This is a genomic window from Cohnella mopanensis, assembly GCF_022352055.1.
Taxonomy (GTDB): domain Bacteria; phylum Bacillota; class Bacilli; order Paenibacillales; family Paenibacillaceae; genus Cohnella; species Cohnella mopanensis.
Map to the genome: position 1 here is coordinate 332,492 of NZ_JAKRWM010000010.1, position 17,581 is coordinate 350,072.

20 protein-coding genes are annotated in these 17,581 nt (G+C 49.8%); 2 read left to right on the plus strand and 18 right to left on the minus strand.

The window, feature by feature from the left end:
* Nucleotides 1–101: 101 nt before the first annotated feature.
* Entirely contained in the window at nucleotides 102–2,081 is a 1,980-nt protein-coding gene (locus L3D05_RS17465; protein ID WP_239617582.1) for an LTA synthase family protein, read from the plus strand.
* A gap of 64 nt (nucleotides 2,082–2,145) precedes the next feature.
* Here L3D05_RS17465 and L3D05_RS17470 read toward each other — a convergent pair whose 3' ends face one another.
* The 18 genes from L3D05_RS17470 to L3D05_RS17555 all read right to left on the minus strand — a co-directional run bounded on the left by L3D05_RS17470 (nucleotide 2,146) and on the right by L3D05_RS17555 (nucleotide 16,258).
* The gene (locus tag L3D05_RS17470; RefSeq protein ID WP_239617583.1) at nucleotides 2,146–2,400 is read right to left on the minus strand and encodes a YuzB family protein; all 255 of its coding nucleotides are present in this window, start codon (nucleotides 2,398–2,400) and stop codon (nucleotides 2,146–2,148) included.
* On the minus strand, nucleotides 2,387–2,689 hold the full coding sequence (locus L3D05_RS17475) for an iron-sulfur cluster assembly accessory protein (protein ID WP_239617584.1): 303 nt from the start codon (nucleotides 2,687–2,689) through the stop codon (nucleotides 2,387–2,389). The genes L3D05_RS17470 and L3D05_RS17475 overlap by 14 nt, the downstream gene beginning before the upstream one ends.
* Before the next feature lie 102 nt (nucleotides 2,690–2,791).
* Nucleotides 2,792–3,394, minus strand: coding sequence for a cupin domain-containing protein (locus L3D05_RS17480; RefSeq protein ID WP_239617585.1), 603 nt, complete (start codon nucleotides 3,392–3,394; stop codon nucleotides 2,792–2,794).
* Nucleotides 3,395–3,464: 70 nt separating this feature from the next.
* Nucleotides 3,465–3,695: a hypothetical protein gene (locus tag L3D05_RS17485; protein ID WP_239617586.1), complete on the minus strand. Its 231-nt coding sequence runs from the start codon at nucleotides 3,693–3,695 to the stop codon at nucleotides 3,465–3,467.
* Between the two features lie 78 nt (nucleotides 3,696–3,773).
* Entirely contained in the window at nucleotides 3,774–4,667 is an 894-nt protein-coding gene (locus tag L3D05_RS17490; protein WP_239617587.1) for a M14 family metallopeptidase, read from the minus strand.
* Between the two features lie 135 nt (nucleotides 4,668–4,802).
* Nucleotides 4,803–5,615 carry a glutamate racemase gene (gene racE / locus L3D05_RS17495; RefSeq protein WP_239617588.1) on the minus strand — a complete coding sequence of 271 codons (813 nt, stop codon included), beginning with the start codon at nucleotides 5,613–5,615 and terminating at the stop codon, nucleotides 4,803–4,805.
* A 163-nt stretch (nucleotides 5,616–5,778) separates the two neighbouring features.
* Nucleotides 5,779–6,096, minus strand: a complete 318-nt coding sequence (locus L3D05_RS17500; protein ID WP_239617589.1) for a YtxH domain-containing protein — start codon at nucleotides 6,094–6,096, stop codon at nucleotides 5,779–5,781.
* 61 nt (nucleotides 6,097–6,157) lie between these two features.
* On the minus strand, nucleotides 6,158–6,595 hold the full coding sequence (locus tag L3D05_RS17505) for a hypothetical protein (RefSeq protein ID WP_239617590.1): 438 nt from the start codon (nucleotides 6,593–6,595) through the stop codon (nucleotides 6,158–6,160).
* Between the two features lie 180 nt (nucleotides 6,596–6,775).
* Complete coding sequence (locus tag L3D05_RS17510; RefSeq protein WP_239617591.1) at nucleotides 6,776–7,198, minus strand: DUF86 domain-containing protein; 423 nt, start codon at nucleotides 7,196–7,198, stop codon at nucleotides 6,776–6,778.
* An 18-nt stretch (nucleotides 7,199–7,216) separates the two neighbouring features.
* Complete coding sequence (locus L3D05_RS17515; protein ID WP_239617592.1) at nucleotides 7,217–7,354, minus strand: hypothetical protein; 138 nt, start codon at nucleotides 7,352–7,354, stop codon at nucleotides 7,217–7,219.
* 1 nt (nucleotide 7,355) lies between these two features.
* A complete protein-coding gene (locus L3D05_RS17520; RefSeq protein ID WP_239617593.1) occupies nucleotides 7,356–7,643 on the minus strand; it encodes a Dabb family protein in 288 nt (95 codons plus the stop codon).
* Between the two features lie 438 nt (nucleotides 7,644–8,081).
* A complete protein-coding gene (locus L3D05_RS17525; protein ID WP_239617594.1) occupies nucleotides 8,082–8,462 on the minus strand; it encodes a cupredoxin domain-containing protein in 381 nt (126 codons plus the stop codon).
* 157 nt (nucleotides 8,463–8,619) lie between these two features.
* Nucleotides 8,620–10,044 carry an NAD-dependent malic enzyme gene (locus tag L3D05_RS17530; RefSeq protein ID WP_239617595.1) on the minus strand — a complete coding sequence of 475 codons (1,425 nt, stop codon included), beginning with the start codon at nucleotides 10,042–10,044 and terminating at the stop codon, nucleotides 8,620–8,622.
* Nucleotides 10,045–10,164: 120 nt separating this feature from the next.
* Nucleotides 10,165–10,626 (minus strand): phage holin family protein, encoded by a 462-nt coding sequence (locus L3D05_RS17535; RefSeq protein ID WP_239617596.1) that lies wholly within the window; start codon nucleotides 10,624–10,626, stop codon nucleotides 10,165–10,167.
* Nucleotides 10,627–10,916: 290 nt separating this feature from the next.
* Entirely contained in the window at nucleotides 10,917–12,701 is a 1,785-nt protein-coding gene (locus L3D05_RS17540) for an alpha-glycosidase (RefSeq protein ID WP_239617597.1), read from the minus strand.
* Nucleotides 12,702–12,731: 30 nt separating this feature from the next.
* Complete coding sequence (locus L3D05_RS17545) at nucleotides 12,732–13,556, minus strand: sugar ABC transporter permease (protein ID WP_239617598.1); 825 nt, start codon at nucleotides 13,554–13,556, stop codon at nucleotides 12,732–12,734.
* Nucleotides 13,553–14,863, minus strand: coding sequence for a carbohydrate ABC transporter permease (locus tag L3D05_RS17550; protein ID WP_239617599.1), 1,311 nt, complete (start codon nucleotides 14,861–14,863; stop codon nucleotides 13,553–13,555). The genes L3D05_RS17545 and L3D05_RS17550 overlap by 4 nt, the downstream gene beginning before the upstream one ends.
* A 66-nt stretch (nucleotides 14,864–14,929) precedes the next feature.
* A complete protein-coding gene (locus tag L3D05_RS17555; protein WP_239617600.1) occupies nucleotides 14,930–16,258 on the minus strand; it encodes a sugar ABC transporter substrate-binding protein in 1,329 nt (442 codons plus the stop codon).
* Nucleotides 16,259–16,504: 246 nt separating this feature from the next.
* On the opposite strand from L3D05_RS17555, the gene L3D05_RS17560 reads away from it, so the two are divergent.
* A complete protein-coding gene (locus L3D05_RS17560; RefSeq protein ID WP_239617601.1) occupies nucleotides 16,505–17,524 on the plus strand; it encodes a LacI family DNA-binding transcriptional regulator in 1,020 nt (339 codons plus the stop codon).
* Nucleotides 17,525–17,581: the final 57 nt, after the last annotated feature.

Here is a 17,581-nt window from a genome sequence, read left to right on the forward strand (position 1 = left end):
ATTTTTGTTTAGCATTTTACATTACGTTGATCAATCGGCACGGCGAATTTACCTACTTAGTGTATGTAAAAGTTGCCGCGCTTAGGAAAGGAAGTTATGTCATGTTAGCGCAGTTACAAACTGCTGCCCGGAAAGGGCTTTATGGCGCCTTAAGAGGGCTCCGGTTCTGGCCATGGGGAATTACATTACTCGTTGCTTCAATGTTATATAAATTGAACGAGCTTGACCATCAATTTAACGTTGGAGGAATGAATTACTGGAAATGGGCCGTTAATATGGGCGCCGTGCTTCTCGCCTCCTTCTGGACCATCTTCTTGGGGCCACGCGCCAAAGCCATATCGCTGGCTCTCTTGGATTTAGCACTCTCTTTCCTACTATTCGCCGACCTTATTTATTTCCGATATTTCAAAGATTTCATCTCCGTCCCCGTCCTTCTTCAAGCCGGACAGGTTGGAGAATTGCAAGCGAGCATCTGGAGCCTCATTGAACCGGGAGATTGGCTTTTCTTCGCGGATATCCCGGTTGCATTCGCGCTAGCCGGCTGGGTGCTGTGGCGCCGCTCCGCTAAAAGCAGATCCCTCACGATCGATTCCGGCAAACCGGCGCTTAAATTTTTATGGCGCAAATTCATTCCGGCTGCGCTCATATTCGCAATGGGCTGGGCACTGCTGTATTATCCGATCCAGGAACAGAAAAACGGCTGGGCTCGCGGTTTGTTCGTAGGCAACTGGTGGAACGTACCGATCTATAATGTGACCGGCTTGCTTGGATTTCATGGCTACGATACTTATCGCTACGCCAAGGAGCATTGGTTCGGCGACAATCTGTCCGAGGAACAGCTTCAGGAAGCGAAGAACTGGTTCACGGAACGTAAACAGCTTCAGAAGCAAATGGAGTCTGAGCCTCTATTCGGACAGTACAAAGGAAAAAACGTATTTGTCATTCAAGCCGAAGCCTTTCAAGAGTTCGTCATCGGACAGTCGATCGGAGGAGAAGAGATTACGCCTAATCTGAACGAGCTGATCGGTCAGAGTATCTACTTCCCTAACTTCTATCACCAAACCGCGCAAGGCAGAACGTCGGATGCCGATTTCCTTACCAGTTGTTCTATGCATCCTCTGCCGACCGGTTCTGCTTTTATCCGGTTCGCCGGCAACGAGTTCGACTGCGCTCCATCGATCCTGAAAAGCGAAGGCTATGATACGACGGTTCATCACGCCTACGACGGAAGCTTCTGGAATCGGAACAATATGTACCACAATATGAAGTATGATCAGTTTTATAATATCAAGGACTTCACGATTGACCAACCTATCGGTTGGTCGCTAGGTGATCCCTCCTTCTTCCGCCAGACGGTCGAACAATTAAAGGAACGCCAGAAGTCGCCATTCTATTCGATGTCGATTACGTTATCCAGCCATCATCCGTTCAAGCTTCCTTATTCCAACCAAGAGCTGGACGTCGGCGATCTGCAAGGGACGATCTTAGGGGATTACGTTCAATCGATGCATTACGTGGATTCCGCCGTAGGTTCGTTAATCGAGGACTTGAAGGAAGAAGGCTTGTGGGAGAACACGATCCTCGTGTTCTACGGCGATCACGATAATTCCGTCTACGACTGGAAACTGTACGAACAGTACTTCGGCAAGCCGGTGTCGGACATCGACAAAGATCGAATCGTTCGCAAGGTTCCCTTCCTCATCCACTTGCCTAACGACGATAATGCAGGCGTGGTGGACAAAGCAGTCGGACAGATCGACACAACGCCTACCCTTATGCATTTGCTCGGAATTCCCGCAAACGATCGATATTTGATGGGAATTAGCATGCTGTCCGAAGCGAAGAAATCCGTCGTCTTCCGCAATGGAGGATTTACCGACGGCAATGTCTACTTCGTACCGAGCGCCGACGGGATTGCCAGCAACGGCACCTGTTACGACGTCTCTGGCGGCAATGATGAGAAGACGGATACAGCTTCCTGCGTGGCCGGAGCGGAATCAGCCAAACGCGACTTAAGCGTCTCCGACACCGTCATCGAGCATGATCTGATCGCGAAGTTCCATGAGGAAGACAAAGAATAAAGCATATACAAAGGCTCCGCCATCCATGAGGATGGCGGAGCCTTTGGCTTAACGACATTTCGGCTTAAGACTTCACGTATTTGCGAACTTTCTCGATCACTTCGTCTTCCGTCGGAGCGGTTACGTAACGCCCATTAATAAAAATGAATGCGTATCGAGAACAAGGGCCGCAATACGATTTGCACGCTACCTTGATCTCTGTCCCGGGCGCCAGCTTCTGCAGCTTAGGCAAGGCCGATTTGATCCTCATATGTTTGCACTTATCGCAAATCCGTATATCGTTAAGCGGAGCTAACTGTTCGTTGTCAGTGGTCTCCATGATTACCCTTGCTTGGATTCGTAATGACGAACCCTTCTTTCGGAAAATATAAATAGTCGATCTTGACGCCATCCAGCAAGGATTCCCCTTTGCTTAGAATAACGTCGATGCCCTTATCTGTCGACACGACTTCTTCGGCGTCGGTCGGCTTAGCCAAATCCATGCCATAATGCGCATGGTCTCCATGGCTATGCGTAATGAAGACTTTTAATTTCAATTCCGCGTTCTCAGGCTTGTCCAATTCACGGCGCAGCACGTTAGCCGCATTCCTTGTGATTTTACAGTTCATCTGGCCATTCACTCCCGTCAGGTTCTCCGTTCTATTGTAAGTATTTTAAAGTGGGAACACAAGAGAGACGGCGCAAGTGTCCGTCTCTCTTCTATATCTTCATTAACGATACTGATGCGGGCCCGGTTGCCGATACTGAAGATTCGTCGACGTTCCTACCGCTGGCGGGCGCGAACAATCCTTAGGCGGTCCGATGTACGCGGTTGTAGTAATCGGCGCAAATGTTTCTTTGACTTTCGACTCGTTCAAGCAGTACGAATGCGCCCACACGCTCGCCGGGGTTAACCTCAATATATCCGACCCGAAGATAGCTTCCGGGATTGGCGCGTCGAAGATGGCAAGCAGATGGGTATTGTCCACGGTCGCAATCTCATAATGCCACCATCCTTGCGGGACGTTCGCGACCTGTCCGGGTTGAATCGGAAAATTCAACAGTTGATTCGTAAATGGATTGATAAGGGAGACGACTGCCGCACCCGAAATACAATAAACGAGCTCAGACGCATTCTGATGCAAATGCGGTTCAACTATGTTACCGATGGTCAAATAAATATCTAATAACGAAGTGTTTCCCAATGTGTTCAAATCGTTAATCGATAGACGGTTTATATAATTCCGCGCGTCTTTCCTGAAGAACAAGTCGTTCTTCAAATCAAACGTAAATTGGGCCGTCGGTGATGCGTAATCCATATATGATATCGCCAAGCCGTCCACGCCTCTCTCAGCTTAAGTCGGAGTATACAATGCATGTATATGCGAATGCCTAAGCGGAGGTTCAAAACGTATATTTGTTTTCCATCGCCCGAGCGTACCAGGTCGCTACTAAAGCGGTAAAGGCAGCATCGTCGATCGGCATGAACGGCATGAAATCGGGCAGCACCCAATACAACGCGACCGGTAGAATAAACAGCAGCTTGTCTTTTATTGACACCCGCGGCGAACGCAAAATTCGCCATACCCGGCTAGGGAGATGCCTCCATAAGGTTGTCCATGATCTACGCGCCATAGCGGCAGCCCCTCTCTGAGCTTGACGCCGCCCGCTCAGGCAGCTTTTATCAGTGTACCCTGCCTCTTCCTCCGCGAATCATTCGGGCGTGCAATCGAGCGCTTCCGCCAGCAGCCTGGCAATATCGTCGTACATTTCGTCAACGCCCTCCAAGGGCAACGGGTTATGACCCCAGCCGACTTCTACCGTAAATCCGGGACGACGGAATTCGGAGATGAACCAGTCTTTATATCCCGCATCGCTCCCTTCTAAGTATACGGCGCGATATCCCGCCGAAACCGCCAAGCGATTCGCCCAAGCTCGCGCTTCATCCGGTTCTTTGTTGCGATAATTCCAGTAGATTTCCTCCCCTTGCGTATGCAGCGAGATTACCGCGTGAAAATCGTTCCGCTCCGTGAAATCGGCTAATGCGGCCGCTTCAGGCTCCGACAACGGCTTTTCTCCGCCATAGTCGCGAGGTGCCGGCGAAAGGATCGCCCTGCGTTGCCGTTCTTCCTCCCAGTATGCGGGGAATTGGTCGTTAAGGTCTACGCCTCTCGCATTCGCCTTCCACCTGTGGAAACGATTCGACCCCCGGTTCCACTGAAGCAAATCCTCGTAATACGGATGATTAGCTGTCAACCCTTCCTGGACAAGCTCAACACCATCCGGATTGACCATAGGAACGATCCACAAGCTACAACGCGCGAATAAATCCATGGCCGATTTCCCCCAGAAAGAAAGCTTATTCGCGCAAGCCTGAGCGTAGTCTTCCGCAAACCTCATCAACAACAGGGAAGTGATCCACTCATTGGCATGGCAAGCTCCGTTAAAATGCCAGTTGAACGAACCCTTTCCTAATCTCAAGTAAGGAATCGGCTTACCTAGCACGCTACTTCCTATCGATCCCACTTTAACCATCGGGTATTTTCTATCGATCCTTCTCAAATCCTTCGACAACTGCTCCGGACCGTAGTCCGCTTTGCTGGCCATGGATACCCCTCCTATTCGTCGGCGGTTCTAATGGCTATGAAGGCGGACACCGACATATTACTTTCCTCGCGCAAAAAAAAACGAGCGGGCTGAACGTCCGTCGGAACGTACAACCCGTTCGGGTTACAGAGATCATCAAACCCCGATACGGGGAACCTGCCATACGACCGGCGTTAACCGGATTTGTCTTCCTAACCACTCTTGAGCGATCTCTTGAAACTTACCCGGCTCTCCGCTGCAAAAAAACTGATGAATAGGCACTTCATTCGGTTTAGCCAATTCGTTATTCGCATCTAGAATCGAATGGATTTCCCTAGCGGTTTCTTCGGCCGAGTTGATCAAAACGACATCTGAGCCCATCGCTTCCGATATACTCTCCGCGAGAAAAGGGTAATGGGTACATCCTAGAATTAAACAATCCATGGTCGTATTCCGTAAACTGAGGAGCGAATCAGCTACGGTGTTGAACGTCTCGACGGAGCGGAAATTGCCGTCTTCCACAAGCGGAACGAAAGTCGGACATGCAAGGCTAACGACCTGCACCGGAGGCGAAAGCTTCTTCAGCGCAATATCGTACGCCCCGCTATTGATTGTCCCTTCCGTACCGATCACGCCGACAACTCCGGACTTGGACCGCCCGACCGCTGCGCGAGCGCCAGGACTTATCACGCCGACGATCGGCAGTTCTACCCTCTGCCGAATATCCTCCAAAGCGACTGCCGTTGCCGTATTGCAGGCTATGACGATCATTTTGGGGTCATAGTGAATGAGATAATCCACGATTTCGCGGGTAAATGCGACGATCTCCTCCGCGGGTCTGGAACCGTAAGGCGTTCGTGCGGTATCGCCGAAATACACTATTTTTTCATGGGGAAGCTGACGCATCACTTCCTTGACGACGGTCAGCCCCCCTACGCCGGAATCAAGGACCGCGATCGCTTGCTGCACGGGAACACCGCTTTCTTCACAGATGATGAAGTCATTTCATCATACTTTATGAGTTCCAAGCGCAAAAGGTACCTACATCTTAGCTGATTTTTGGACAAGAATGCGCCCCAAAGCGCCCCCGCGGGAGAGGGAAGCGCTTCAGGGCGTTATGGATCGGCAAACTTTACAATGCGGACGATTTGTCTTCCTCGTATGATTCCTCTGCAGCGGCGACTTCCTCGGACTCTACGGATGCATTCAATTTACGAGAACGAATATCGGTCACCAGACTCGATGTCCGTTTCGCCAGCGATTGCACGGCTGATCCGGCTTGCCGGCTAATGTCCGCCGTTTTCTCGCCGACCTTCTGAGCGGTTTGAGCGATATCCCCGCGAAGCTCGCGTCCGGATTTCGGAGCGAACAGCAATGCAGTGACTGCACCCGTAACGGCCCCCGTCAAAGTTCCCCACAGAAACGATTTTACAACTTTCTTATTAGACATGTTTACACTCTCCTTCAGTTGTATCCGCACTCAATCCTGAGCTCCGATAACTGCTGGATGGTTACCCTCTAGAGGCTCGACGCTTCCACATGGACCACAATTGTCGGCCTACGTCCGCGAGATCAGGCGTCTCTTCGACGTCCGGTTCACGATCGACTGCGGAAGCTTGAAGAGGAGCGGTTAACTTCTCGCGGTATAACTCCGTAACGTGTACTGCCGTTTGTGCGACCGTCTGCACAGCCTCGCCTAACGCCCGCGCCCCCTCCGCAAACGTGACGAAGCCTTGCATGCTCTGCCTGGTTACGGTGATCGCCTCGCTAGCTTCCTCCGCCAATCGACTGCATTGACGCAGTGAGACTTCCGCTTCTTTACTAACGTTAGCCACAACATGATCCAGTCGTCTAAGCGACCTTGTTACGCTTACGATCCCGTAAAGAAAAGCAGCAGCAATGACCACCATAGCGACCGCAACCCCGTACCCCGCTAGCTCCCACGCCACCCGTCATCCCTCCAGTAGCTCTTAACCCGGGCGAATGCCCATGCGGTTAATCCAGTATAAGTAGCTACGGCTTGACTTGACACAGCGGACGTGCCAAAAATCATTTAAGAATCGAATAAAAAGGAGCCAACCCCCAGGTATAAACCTTGTGGGATGGCTCCTTCTATATGTGCTGAACAGCTAGATCAATTCTTGTTGCAAGTAAGTTTCCACTTGATCCGAGAAACCCATCAACACCCTCGGCAGCTCGGCTGTCAGAGGATGCAACTCGCTTCGCGGCCACAGATCGTATTCTTGAACGAGCGTCTTGCGCAATAAGACCAATCGGCGCAACGGTTCGGATACTTGCTCGGTAATGACGCCTTCTCCGGCGATTATCTCAATGATGTCCTCGTAACTGCTCGCATCGCGCATAATAAAACCGTCAATCAACGCGTGTCCTACATCCGTCACAATCTCCGCGGCTAGATGAAGCGCTCGTTCCTGCGCTAATCCTTCGATTAAGCCACCGCTCCATTCCACCGTCGCAGCGGATAAAGCTTGCGCGATTTCCGGTAAGCAGGCTAATCGTCTGCGGATGCTATCGACGTTCACGTCATACATAGGTGAACGGCCCCCTTGTCATTTCTTCTTGCTTCTACCTCTGCGCTTCAGCCATACGACCATGATCACGGCACTGATCAGGATGAGAAGCGTATAGGTGGCCATCTGATATACGTCTCCCATATTGGAGGGATCTTTCTCCACCAGCATCCTCATCTTAACTCTCGTAATCGACGCTAACGGATGCTTCCCTTACGGACAACATATGCTCGATCACTTTCTTGTGCACGGGGTGCACTTGATAAACCTGCAAGTCTTCCATGGAATCGAACTTCGTGTACAAAGCGATATCATAAGAACGGTCCGAATGAATCACATCCATTCCGACCTCCAGATGGCGGAGTACGTCGATTTTACCTTCCATGTCGCGAAGAACTTGCGCCGTGTTAGCAACGCTTTCCGGACTGCGGTCTTTCAATTTGAATAATACGATATGAGTAATCATTTTTTCCCATTCCTTTCTTAACATGAGGATTTAGAGTGCCGTGCATACTACCCGTAAAGTGATAAAGAAGGGAGTCACATGAACCATTATGCGTCACACCATTACTATAGCATGTACTCTGATCGGTGTTGCACTATGTCTTTTTAATGTGACAGGCTACGACCCCCACAATTTATTCCTCATGATGTTTAGCGTCCCGATGTGGTTTGTCGAGGTGTTTACCGATCTCCATAAGGTAAATATATGGTTTATGTACGCGTTAACGGTGCTCAGTTGGGCACTCATCGGGTATTTAGGCGACCTCGGCGTCTCGAGAATCCGAACATGGAAACATCTGTAACGGAACGGATACGAAAATCAGCGAACGTTTAGGGTAACGGGAAAAAGGAGCCGCTACGGCTCCTTTCCTATCCCTAATGGCGAGGCCGTTGCGAAACGTTACTCGACGATTAATTTCGATTTCATATCCCCGTGACCTTGACCGCACATGATGCTGCAATGCATCTCGTAAGTTCCCGGCTTATCGAACGTAACTTCCAGCTCCGGTGCGTCCTTGCTCAGCTCAATGCCAAGTCCAACGATTTCGACGCCATGGTTACCAAGCGTGTTGGAGAATTTCACTTTGTAGTTCGTTCCCGCTTTAACATGGTATTCCGTTTCGTCGAAATTAAAGTTAGTAGCTTTGATCTTGAGCAACTCTTGGCCTTCTTTAAGTTCGGATGCCTCATCCTTAGGTTTCTCAGGCAGTCCGGTCGCCATCAAGTATACCCCCATTGCGCACGCAATCGTGATCAAAGCGGACAAAAGCCATTTATGCATCGTTTGCTCCCCTGCTTCCTACAAATTGTCTACCTCATATTTTACCTAATACAAGCATTTGAACTCAAGCACTAGTCTGAAGAGAATGGTCAACTTTTTATACTTTTGACAAATTGATGAACAACAAAACCGTTTTTTCACTTTTTTTGTCCTTAAATTAGTCTAAGTTCCGAAAATCGCTAGGAACCTTTCGGGCTACCCCGCTATGTATAGCTTCAAGAACTACGGCTTTGCGTACCGCGGGTACCACTTTATCGTTAAAAACGCTCGGGATAATATACTCTTCGTTTAATTCCTCTTCCGTCACGATGGAAGCGATCGCGTGCGCTGCCGCAAGCTTCATCGATTCGCTGATCGTGCTTGCCCGGGCATCGAGCGCTCCGCGGAAAATGCCCGGAAAAACCAGCACATTGTTCAGTTGATTAGGATAATCGGAACGTCCTGTCGCATAGACGCGCACATACGATCCTGCTTCTTCCGGAGAAATTTCCGGATCCGGATTCGCCATGGCGAATACGATGGGATCCGGCTTCATTCTCCGGACGTCCTCATTATGGAGTAGTCTTGGCCTAGACAACCCAATGAATACGTCCGCTCCTTCGATAACCTCGGACAACCGGCCTTGTTCATTATGCGGATTCGTTAGGGCTGCGTATTCATTCCATGCAGGATTATCATAATGCGCGCCTCGATGGATAGCACCATCCTTGTCTACACCGACGAGATGGGTCACGCCAGCCGCCAGCAGCATACGCGAGCATGCCACGCCTGCCGCGCCGATTCCGCAGACGACAACTTTGATGTCGCCGATCTCCTTGCCGACGATTTTCAACGCGTTAATAAGACCCGCGAGCAGTACGACGGCCGTGCCATGCTGGTCATCGTGGAAAACGGGAATATCCAGCTGCTCCTTCAGGCGACGTTCGATTTCGAAGCATCTTGGCGACGATATGTCTTCCAAGTTGATGCCTCCGAACGTTGGAGCCAGCGCCTTAACGATGGCAATGATCTCTTCCGTATCCTTCGTATCCAAGCAAATCGGGAATGCATCGACGTCGGCTAGTTCCTTGAACAACATGGCCTTCCCTTCCATAACCGGCATTGCCGCATGTGGACCGATGTCCCCGAGGCCGAGTACCGCCGTTCCGTCCGATACGACGGCAACCGTATTCCGGCGAATCGTAAGCGAATGGGCTTTACTGATATCGTCCCGAATAGCCAAACACACCTTCGCTACGCCTGGCGTATAGACACGAGACAAATCGTCGCGATTTTTGATCGGCACCTTCGATTTCACCTGAATTTTACCGCCTAGATGCAGTAAAAAGGTCCGATCGGATACATTCACGAGATGGATGCCTTTCATGGCGCTAACGGCGACAGTAAGCGTCTCTAAGACAGAGGGCTCGACAACGCTCACCGTGAGATCGCGTACTTCCGTCTTTCTGCCCGGTTGGATGACGTCTATCGCGACGATATCGCCGCCGTTTTGTCCGATTAAGGATACTAGTTCTCCGAAAGTAACTACCTGCTTGTCCATTTCAACGCGAAGTATGAAGCTATTGCCGCCTTCCAATCTCATGATGATCCCATCCTCCCTAATGTGAAGGTACTTTGTCATTATGATTATATCCCGAGTTGCGCAAAAACAAAAAACCGTATCTCATCGCCATAATAAATGCGTGAAATTCGGTTGTTCGAGTCACGATTTAGGTTCCTTGGGATTTTCGGGAGCATCCTCGTTCTCAGGACCAGCGGGCACATCCGGCTTGCTTTCACCAGCCCGGTCTCTTAACACGAGTACGATCCGTTTTAATTGCTCCGGCAACGGAAGACCTAATCTTCCGTAATTCTCGATGACGGAGAGCAGTTCGTTCATCATATAGAAGAAAACGGCGCTTCCCATAACGGCGTCTACTCCAAGGATCAAGTCCAATCTATGCGCGATGATCAGAACAAGCAAGATAAGCCCCTTCTTGAACAAACCCCAGAAGCCGACGTTGCTGTTCAGCCCGCTGCCTTCCTTTATTGCTGCCGTTACGCCGGTAAAATAGTCGATCGCCATTAGAACGAGCAGGAAAGTCAACGACTCGTTCCATATGCCGAAAGAGAAGGAAACCATTGCCCCCATAATCGCGGTAATTGCTCCGGCTTGTACCTGCATTCCCCTTTCCCCCTCGAAATCCGTATTTACTGATATAGCTTATTCCGAGGTGGACAAGACAGGAACGGTGTTTTAACGAATGGCACTTAACCCCTAGCACGTCCAAACAAGAGAGCCCCGATTTCTCGGGGCTCTCCCTCCTAAAGATGAGCTTCGTTCCGCGGCCGGGGGGTGCCGCCTATTAAATCTATGCAAACCTTCAAACCTGATTGATCATCAGACCTTAAGTAGATAGGCTGAATCGGGGGGGGCAATTCGGTTCGACGGCTACATCCTGAACAGTGCTCGGTTTAAGAAAATAAAACAATGGATGCGCTGTAAGGCGGCAACTTGAGGTGCCCTTGCCCCTTACTCCACTCCCATTCGCTTGAGCCGAACAACGGGACTATCTTCTGTGCTTCGATACCCTTCGGAGCCGTTAGCTCAAGCCGTCGCTCGTCCGGACTATTGTTGAGAACAATGCCCACGCACTGATCCGGGAGCTGGCGCACGAAACCGATTCCGTTGCTTGCCTCGTCTACGAACCACATTCTGAACTGTCCGCCGCGCAATGCCGGATATTCGCGCCGAAGAGCGATTAACCGCTTGTAATGCGCGTGGATGGTTGTATCCTGATTTGCCTCATCCCATACCATCGGTTTGCGGCACAGCGGATCTTCTCCTCCGGTCATGCCTATTTCATCGCCGTAATAGATCATAGGCATTCCGATGTACGTCAATTGAAACACCGCCGCAAGCTTGAGCCGAGCAGTCTCCTGCTTCTGCTGCCAGCCCCAGACGCTTCGGGAACAAGCGGTAAGGAAACGTTCTGTATCATGGCTTCCGATAAGGTTAAACATCGCCGAATTGGCCGCGTCCGTATATTGCATGCGGACCGATTCGATTTGCCCGGCGAATACGCGTGCCGTAATGCTCTGCTCCGCGAAGAAGCCGATCATCGCATCCCGGAACAAATAATTCATGACGCCATCGAATTGATCGCCTCTAAGCCACGCTCCGGATTGGTGCATGATTTCGCCTATCAGGAGCAGCTCGCGATCGATGCCTTTGATCTCCTCCCGCAGTTGACGCCAGAAGCTATGGTCGATCTCATTCGCAACGTCCAGCCTCCACCCGTCGATGCCAATCTCTCGTATCCAATATTTCGCTACGTCCAGCATATAACGGACAACCTCGGGATTGCCCGTATTGAGCTTCGGCATGGAGGGGGAAAGAATACCGAACGACTCATAGCTTGGTTCAGGCCTTTGGACGATCGGGAAGCGGTCGATGAAAAACCACTCTGTATACTTCGAATCCGCGCCATTGTTAATGACATCCTGGAACGCGAAAAACCGATCGCCGGAATGGTTGAACACTGCATCGAGCACGACCTTCATCCCCAGCGTATGCGCCTCGTCCACAACTCTTCTAAGATCCTCCAGCTGTCCGAAATGCGGATCGATAGAATAGTAGTCCGAAGTATCGTACTTGTGATGAGATGGCGATTCGAAGACGGGAGTTAGATAGAGAACGTTAACGCCAAGATCATGGAGGTACGGCAGCTTCTCGTATAAGCCATGAAGATCTCCTCCATAGAAGGAGTCGCTTAGCGGATCTTCGGAAGAAGTCCAGTTTCTAACGCCTGCAGGATTGAGCGCTGCATTTCCGTTCGCGAATCTCTCCGGAAAAATTTGATAGACGACGGCATCCCGAATCCATGACGGAGGTTGGCCTCCGAAAGCGGCAGAGACGGATGCGCAATGAAAGTACCCGGCGGACTGGCGAGTGTTCGATACGCCGTATTCTCCGCACCAAACCTGCGATCCGTCAACCCCTGTCAGCAGAAATTGGTAACGAATTCGCTTCGAGCTCGAGTAAACGACTCCTTCGAAATAATCGTGCAGCTCTGTTGTCGCCATTAACTCAAGCTTAAGCGGAACTCCATGTCCCGGCGGTTTATACCGGTCGGAATGAAGCAACGTACAATCCGACACTTCGCCCCGCTTGGCGCGAATGCGAATCTTCACTTCGTTTGGGCCGATCGTGAAGAGATAAGGAATATCGTTAATATGATAGATGGCTTCCTTCAGCATAATTGCGATTGCTCCTTGACGCGATTTGTATTATCCTTTGGACGCTCCCGACGTCAACCCTTCAACGAGGAAGCGTTGCAGCCAAATAAATAAAATAAGGACCGGAATAGCGAGCAGTACCGCGCCCGCAGCAAAAAAGGTGAAATCGGTCGACGTCTGCTGATTGACGATATTGTACAGTCCGACAGCGAGCGTCGATTTGTCCTCCGTCCTCAGAATAAGCCTTGCGAATATAAAATCGATCCAAGCGCCGTTGAATATAACGAGGCTCACATAGGTCAGCATCGGCTTTGATAGTGGGATCATAACGTTCGTAAATACTTTCCAGTTGGAAGCGCCGTCGATACGCGCCGCTTCCTCCAAGCTTTTCGGAATCGTATCGTAGAACCCTTTCGCCACGAAAACATTGCTGATAAAAGCCCCCGAGCTGTAGACGAGAATCAGCGCCCAGTGAGAATTCAACAAATTAAACTGAAGCATTAAAATATAAATGGCCACGAGCGACATGAAGCTTGGGAACATGTTCAGGACAAGCATCCCCGTCAATCCGAACTTCCGGCCAACGAAACGAAACCTGGCCATCGCGTACGAGCCTAACAAGGTCATCAGCGTTCCTAGAATGGCGGACAACACCGCTACCTTGATCGTGTTCAAATACCATTGGACATATTGATACCGGGTGCTCGTAAACAACTCCTTATAATGGTCGAAGGTGAACTTCTTCGGGATTAACGTCTCGCTGTAAAGGCTATTCCCTTCCTTCAAGGAAGACATAACGATCCAGAGGGCCGGATAGACAATAGACACGGTCAACAAAGCAAGAATAATGTACGTGATAAAATGACGAGTCTTCATTGGATCAAATCCTCCTCTTTGAAGGATCGGGTTTTACGGAAATTGAGGATCGAGATCGAAGCGATAAAAATAAAGACAAGAATACTCAGCACCGAAGCGAAGTTATATTGGTTGTTCGTCAAGGTCAACTTGTACAGCCATGTGACCAGCAAGTCGGTCCCCCCGGCGTAAACATAGTCGGGCATGACGGGGTTGCCGTTCGTTAACAAAAAGATAACGTTAAAGTTGTTGAAATTGCTGGCGAACTGCATGATTAATATCGGAGCCGTCGAGAACAACACCAGTGGAAGCGTGATTACCCTAAAGGTGAAAAACCGCGAAGCCCCGTCGACTTCCGCAGCCTCGTAGAGGTCCTTGGGAATCGTCGTCAGAATACCCGAAACCAGAATCATGATTAACGGAAAACCTAACCACAAATTAACCGATACGACCGTAATTCTCGCCCACGTAGGATCGTTAAGCCAGGGGATTCCGCCTAGGCCAAGCAGTTCCAAATACTGATTGATCGGTCCGAACTCTTCATTTAACAAGTTTCTGAACACGAGCAGCGAGACTAGATTCGGCACGGCAAAAGGGATGACGAGCATCGTCCGCCAGAACGTCTTCAAACGGATGCCCTTTTGTTGAATAAGAACGGCGACGATCGTACCTAGCATATACGTCGAAAGCGTAGCGAGGATTGCCCATACGACGGTCCATGTCGCTACGCCGATTAACGTTTTGCTCCAAGAGCCCAAGTTGACCAGGTTTTTGAAAGTATCGAAGCCAATCCAATGAACCAGCTTCGCGGGCGGTAGATTCGGAGCCGCGAAATCGGTAAAAGCGACCAGTACCGTAAAGACGATCGGCATAACCGTCAGAAGTACGGCAGCCGTGATCGGAATAGCGAGAATTAAATAAGGAAAATTGCGATTCGCCATGTTGCTCCAGCTAACTCCGAAGGAGTGAGGCTTAATTCCCTTCTCCCTGTTCAAAGCTGTTAGTCTGGCATCGCGAATGCATATAAAGTACAAAAATAAGAGCAACAATACGAAAATTAACGAGATCAGCCCTTCTACCATCAAGAAGATGGAATGGTCGCCTTCCACCATCTTGAATTCCTTGCCGATCTTAACCATTCCCCTAGGAGTTTCTCCCAAAGTAATCAAACCTCGTACCGACTTCGCTAATCGCGTTACGATCCAGTAAATTCCGGCGATTTCGATTAAGGCGAATAGCAAGCCTTTAACAAACTGGCGATTGTACCACTGCCCTAATCCCATGAACAATACGGATAGCAACGTCGCTTGAGGGGTATGTTTGGCCATGCGATCCGATGCTCCTCTCTCCGAAGACATCCGGCCTATGCCGGATGTCTTCGGACGTTAGCTTATTTACTGCGCTGCTGTCGAGCTGATTAAATCTTTAACCGTTTGAACGGTTTTATCCATTGTCGCTTTAACATCCGCATTGGAATCCCAGATCGCGGCCCATGCAGCATCCGTCGGAGCATATAGGCTGTTCATCTCCGGAATCGAAGGCATCGGCTTGGAATTTTTGAATTGTTCCACGATACCGCTCAGAATCGGGTCGTTCTTGATAAGAGGATCTTCATTCGCTTCTTTATTGGCAGGAATGATATTGGCCAATTGAAAATCCTTAAGCGCGTTTTCTTTGGATGTCAGGAAGTTAGCGAACAGTTTAGACGCGTTCGGATATTTCGTGTAGGAGTTTACGTAGAACGACCTTACGCCGGATAGGGACAGAGCTGGCTTTCCGTCCGGAAATGCCGGCAATGGAGCAATGCCGAAATCGACTTTTCCTTTGTATGCGCCTATCGACCATGGACCGTCGATCGACATCGCAAGCTTGCCTGTCGAGAACAATTCGCTTTGGATATCGAACGTAAAGTCCGTTGTTTTGATCGGGAAAATCTTTTTCAAGCTTTGGTAGTATTTAAGTCCTTCAATCGCACCATCGCTGTTGAGGCCGATATCCGTGCCGTCCGTATCGTCTTTACCGAAAATATAGCCGCCTTTCCATTTGACGAACATGCTATTGAAATACAAATTGTGCAGCCAGCCGATCGCGTATTTCTTGTTCGATGGATCGTTGTAAGACTCCGCGAATTTGATAACGTCGTCCCAAGTTTTAGGAACTTCCTTGACAAGCGCTTTGTTATAGAAAAGAGCGTACGTTTCAATCGTTTGCGGATAGCCATACAAAATTCCGTTGTAAGAGCTTGCATCAAGCGCCGTTTGAAGGGTATTGGCTTTCGTTTCCGCTTCGAAAAGATCGTTAGGCAGAATGAGGTTAGCCGCTGCCAATTTGGATACATGGTTATGCGGAATCATAAGAACATCGGCTGCGAGATTCGCCGGTCCGTCGGTTTCCAATTTCGTCGCTTGGTCCGGGATGTTCACTTCTTCGATCGTGACGTCCACGCCGTATTTAGCCTTAAAGTCGGGTATAACGCTTTCGATGAATACTCTTTCCGTTTTGTCCGACCAAATTTTCAGTGTTGCGCCGTCTTCTGCTTTAACATCCACTGGAGCTTCTTCTGTAGCGCTTTCATTTGGGGTCGTAGCACTTGCGCTTTCCGCTTCCGTTGCTGCGGGGCTTGTGCTTGGGGACGACTCATTACCGTTCTTATTCCCGCCGCATGCCGCCAGGACTAACACCATCATCGCTGCTAGAGCCAGTAATCCGATTCTTTTTTTCATAAAATTGTTGAACCCGCCCTTCGAATCGTTTATGATTTAGGAAACCGGTTTCCTGTGATCAAAGTAACATACCTTTTTTAGGAAATCAACAACTTTTTATTTATGAATTGGCGTAATCTTCTAGCTTAGCTATAATGGACATCAGGCGGCGACTGTTGGCTAGCGAGTATCATAACGTCTCCGTCCTAGAAAAGGGTAAGCGTTCTAGCAGCTTATCTTTCTGATCGCTGAAAAGGAGAATTCTTCATGAAAACTACGATTAACGATATTGCTAAAGCGGCTAATGTCGCCAAATCTACCGTTTCGAAAGTATTGAACGATGCTCCTACCATCTCGGAAGCGACCAAACAGAAAGTACGGGCTATCATGAAAGAATTACAATATACGCCAAGCAGCATTGCCACCCAATTGGCACGGCGGAGCAGCATGAATATCGGATTTCTGATGAATTTCGACCGGAAGGACGACTTTCTCAACCCTTTCTTCTACAGCTTGCTTGGCGGAGCGGAGAGCGTCACCTTCGAGCATCAGTATGAATTAACGATCTCGAATATTAATAATCGGGACAACGATTTCATGAACCAATATGTCTATAGCAAGAAACTGGACGGAATGCTCATTAACCCGTCCGTACTGGACAAGGATATCGCGAAGGAGTTGGAACGGTTAGCTTTTCCGTTCGTCATCGTGGGGCAACCTAAAGAAGATTACGGAGTCGGAGTCACTTGGGTCGATATTGACAACAATGCCGGCGGTAGCATGGCGGCTAACCATCTGTTAGAGCAGGGCTATTCTCGGCTCGCTTTCCTTGGAAGCAATCCCGAAGATCCGATTTCCCATAGCAGGCTTACAGGTTATCAGAACGTAGTCTCGTCCTTGCGCGAAGCTGTCGATAGCAGCGCTTATATTCGCTTAGGAGAAGCTAACGAGGCGCATGGCTATCGGATGATGAACGAGCTGCTAGATTTGGAGATTCCTCCGGATTCCGTTATTTGCGTCAACAACTTCGTTGCATTTGGAGCCTTGAAGGCAGCATCCGATCGCGGTATTCGGGTGCCCGGGCAGCTTGGCATCGTTACCTTCGATAACTATCCGTTAGCCCCCTATACAACGCCAGCTATCACGGCGCTCGATATCGACACCTTTAATTTGGGCGTGCTTGCGACGGAGGTACTGTTCGACAAGATTGAACAGCTTGAGCCGGGCCGGCAATTCCAATCGATTAAGCCGGAACTGATCGTTCGCGAATCTTCCAGGCGTAAATAGTTGCACGAAAAAAAGGATCGGGCAGGGTTTAACCTGCTCGATCCTTTTTGTTTCCCG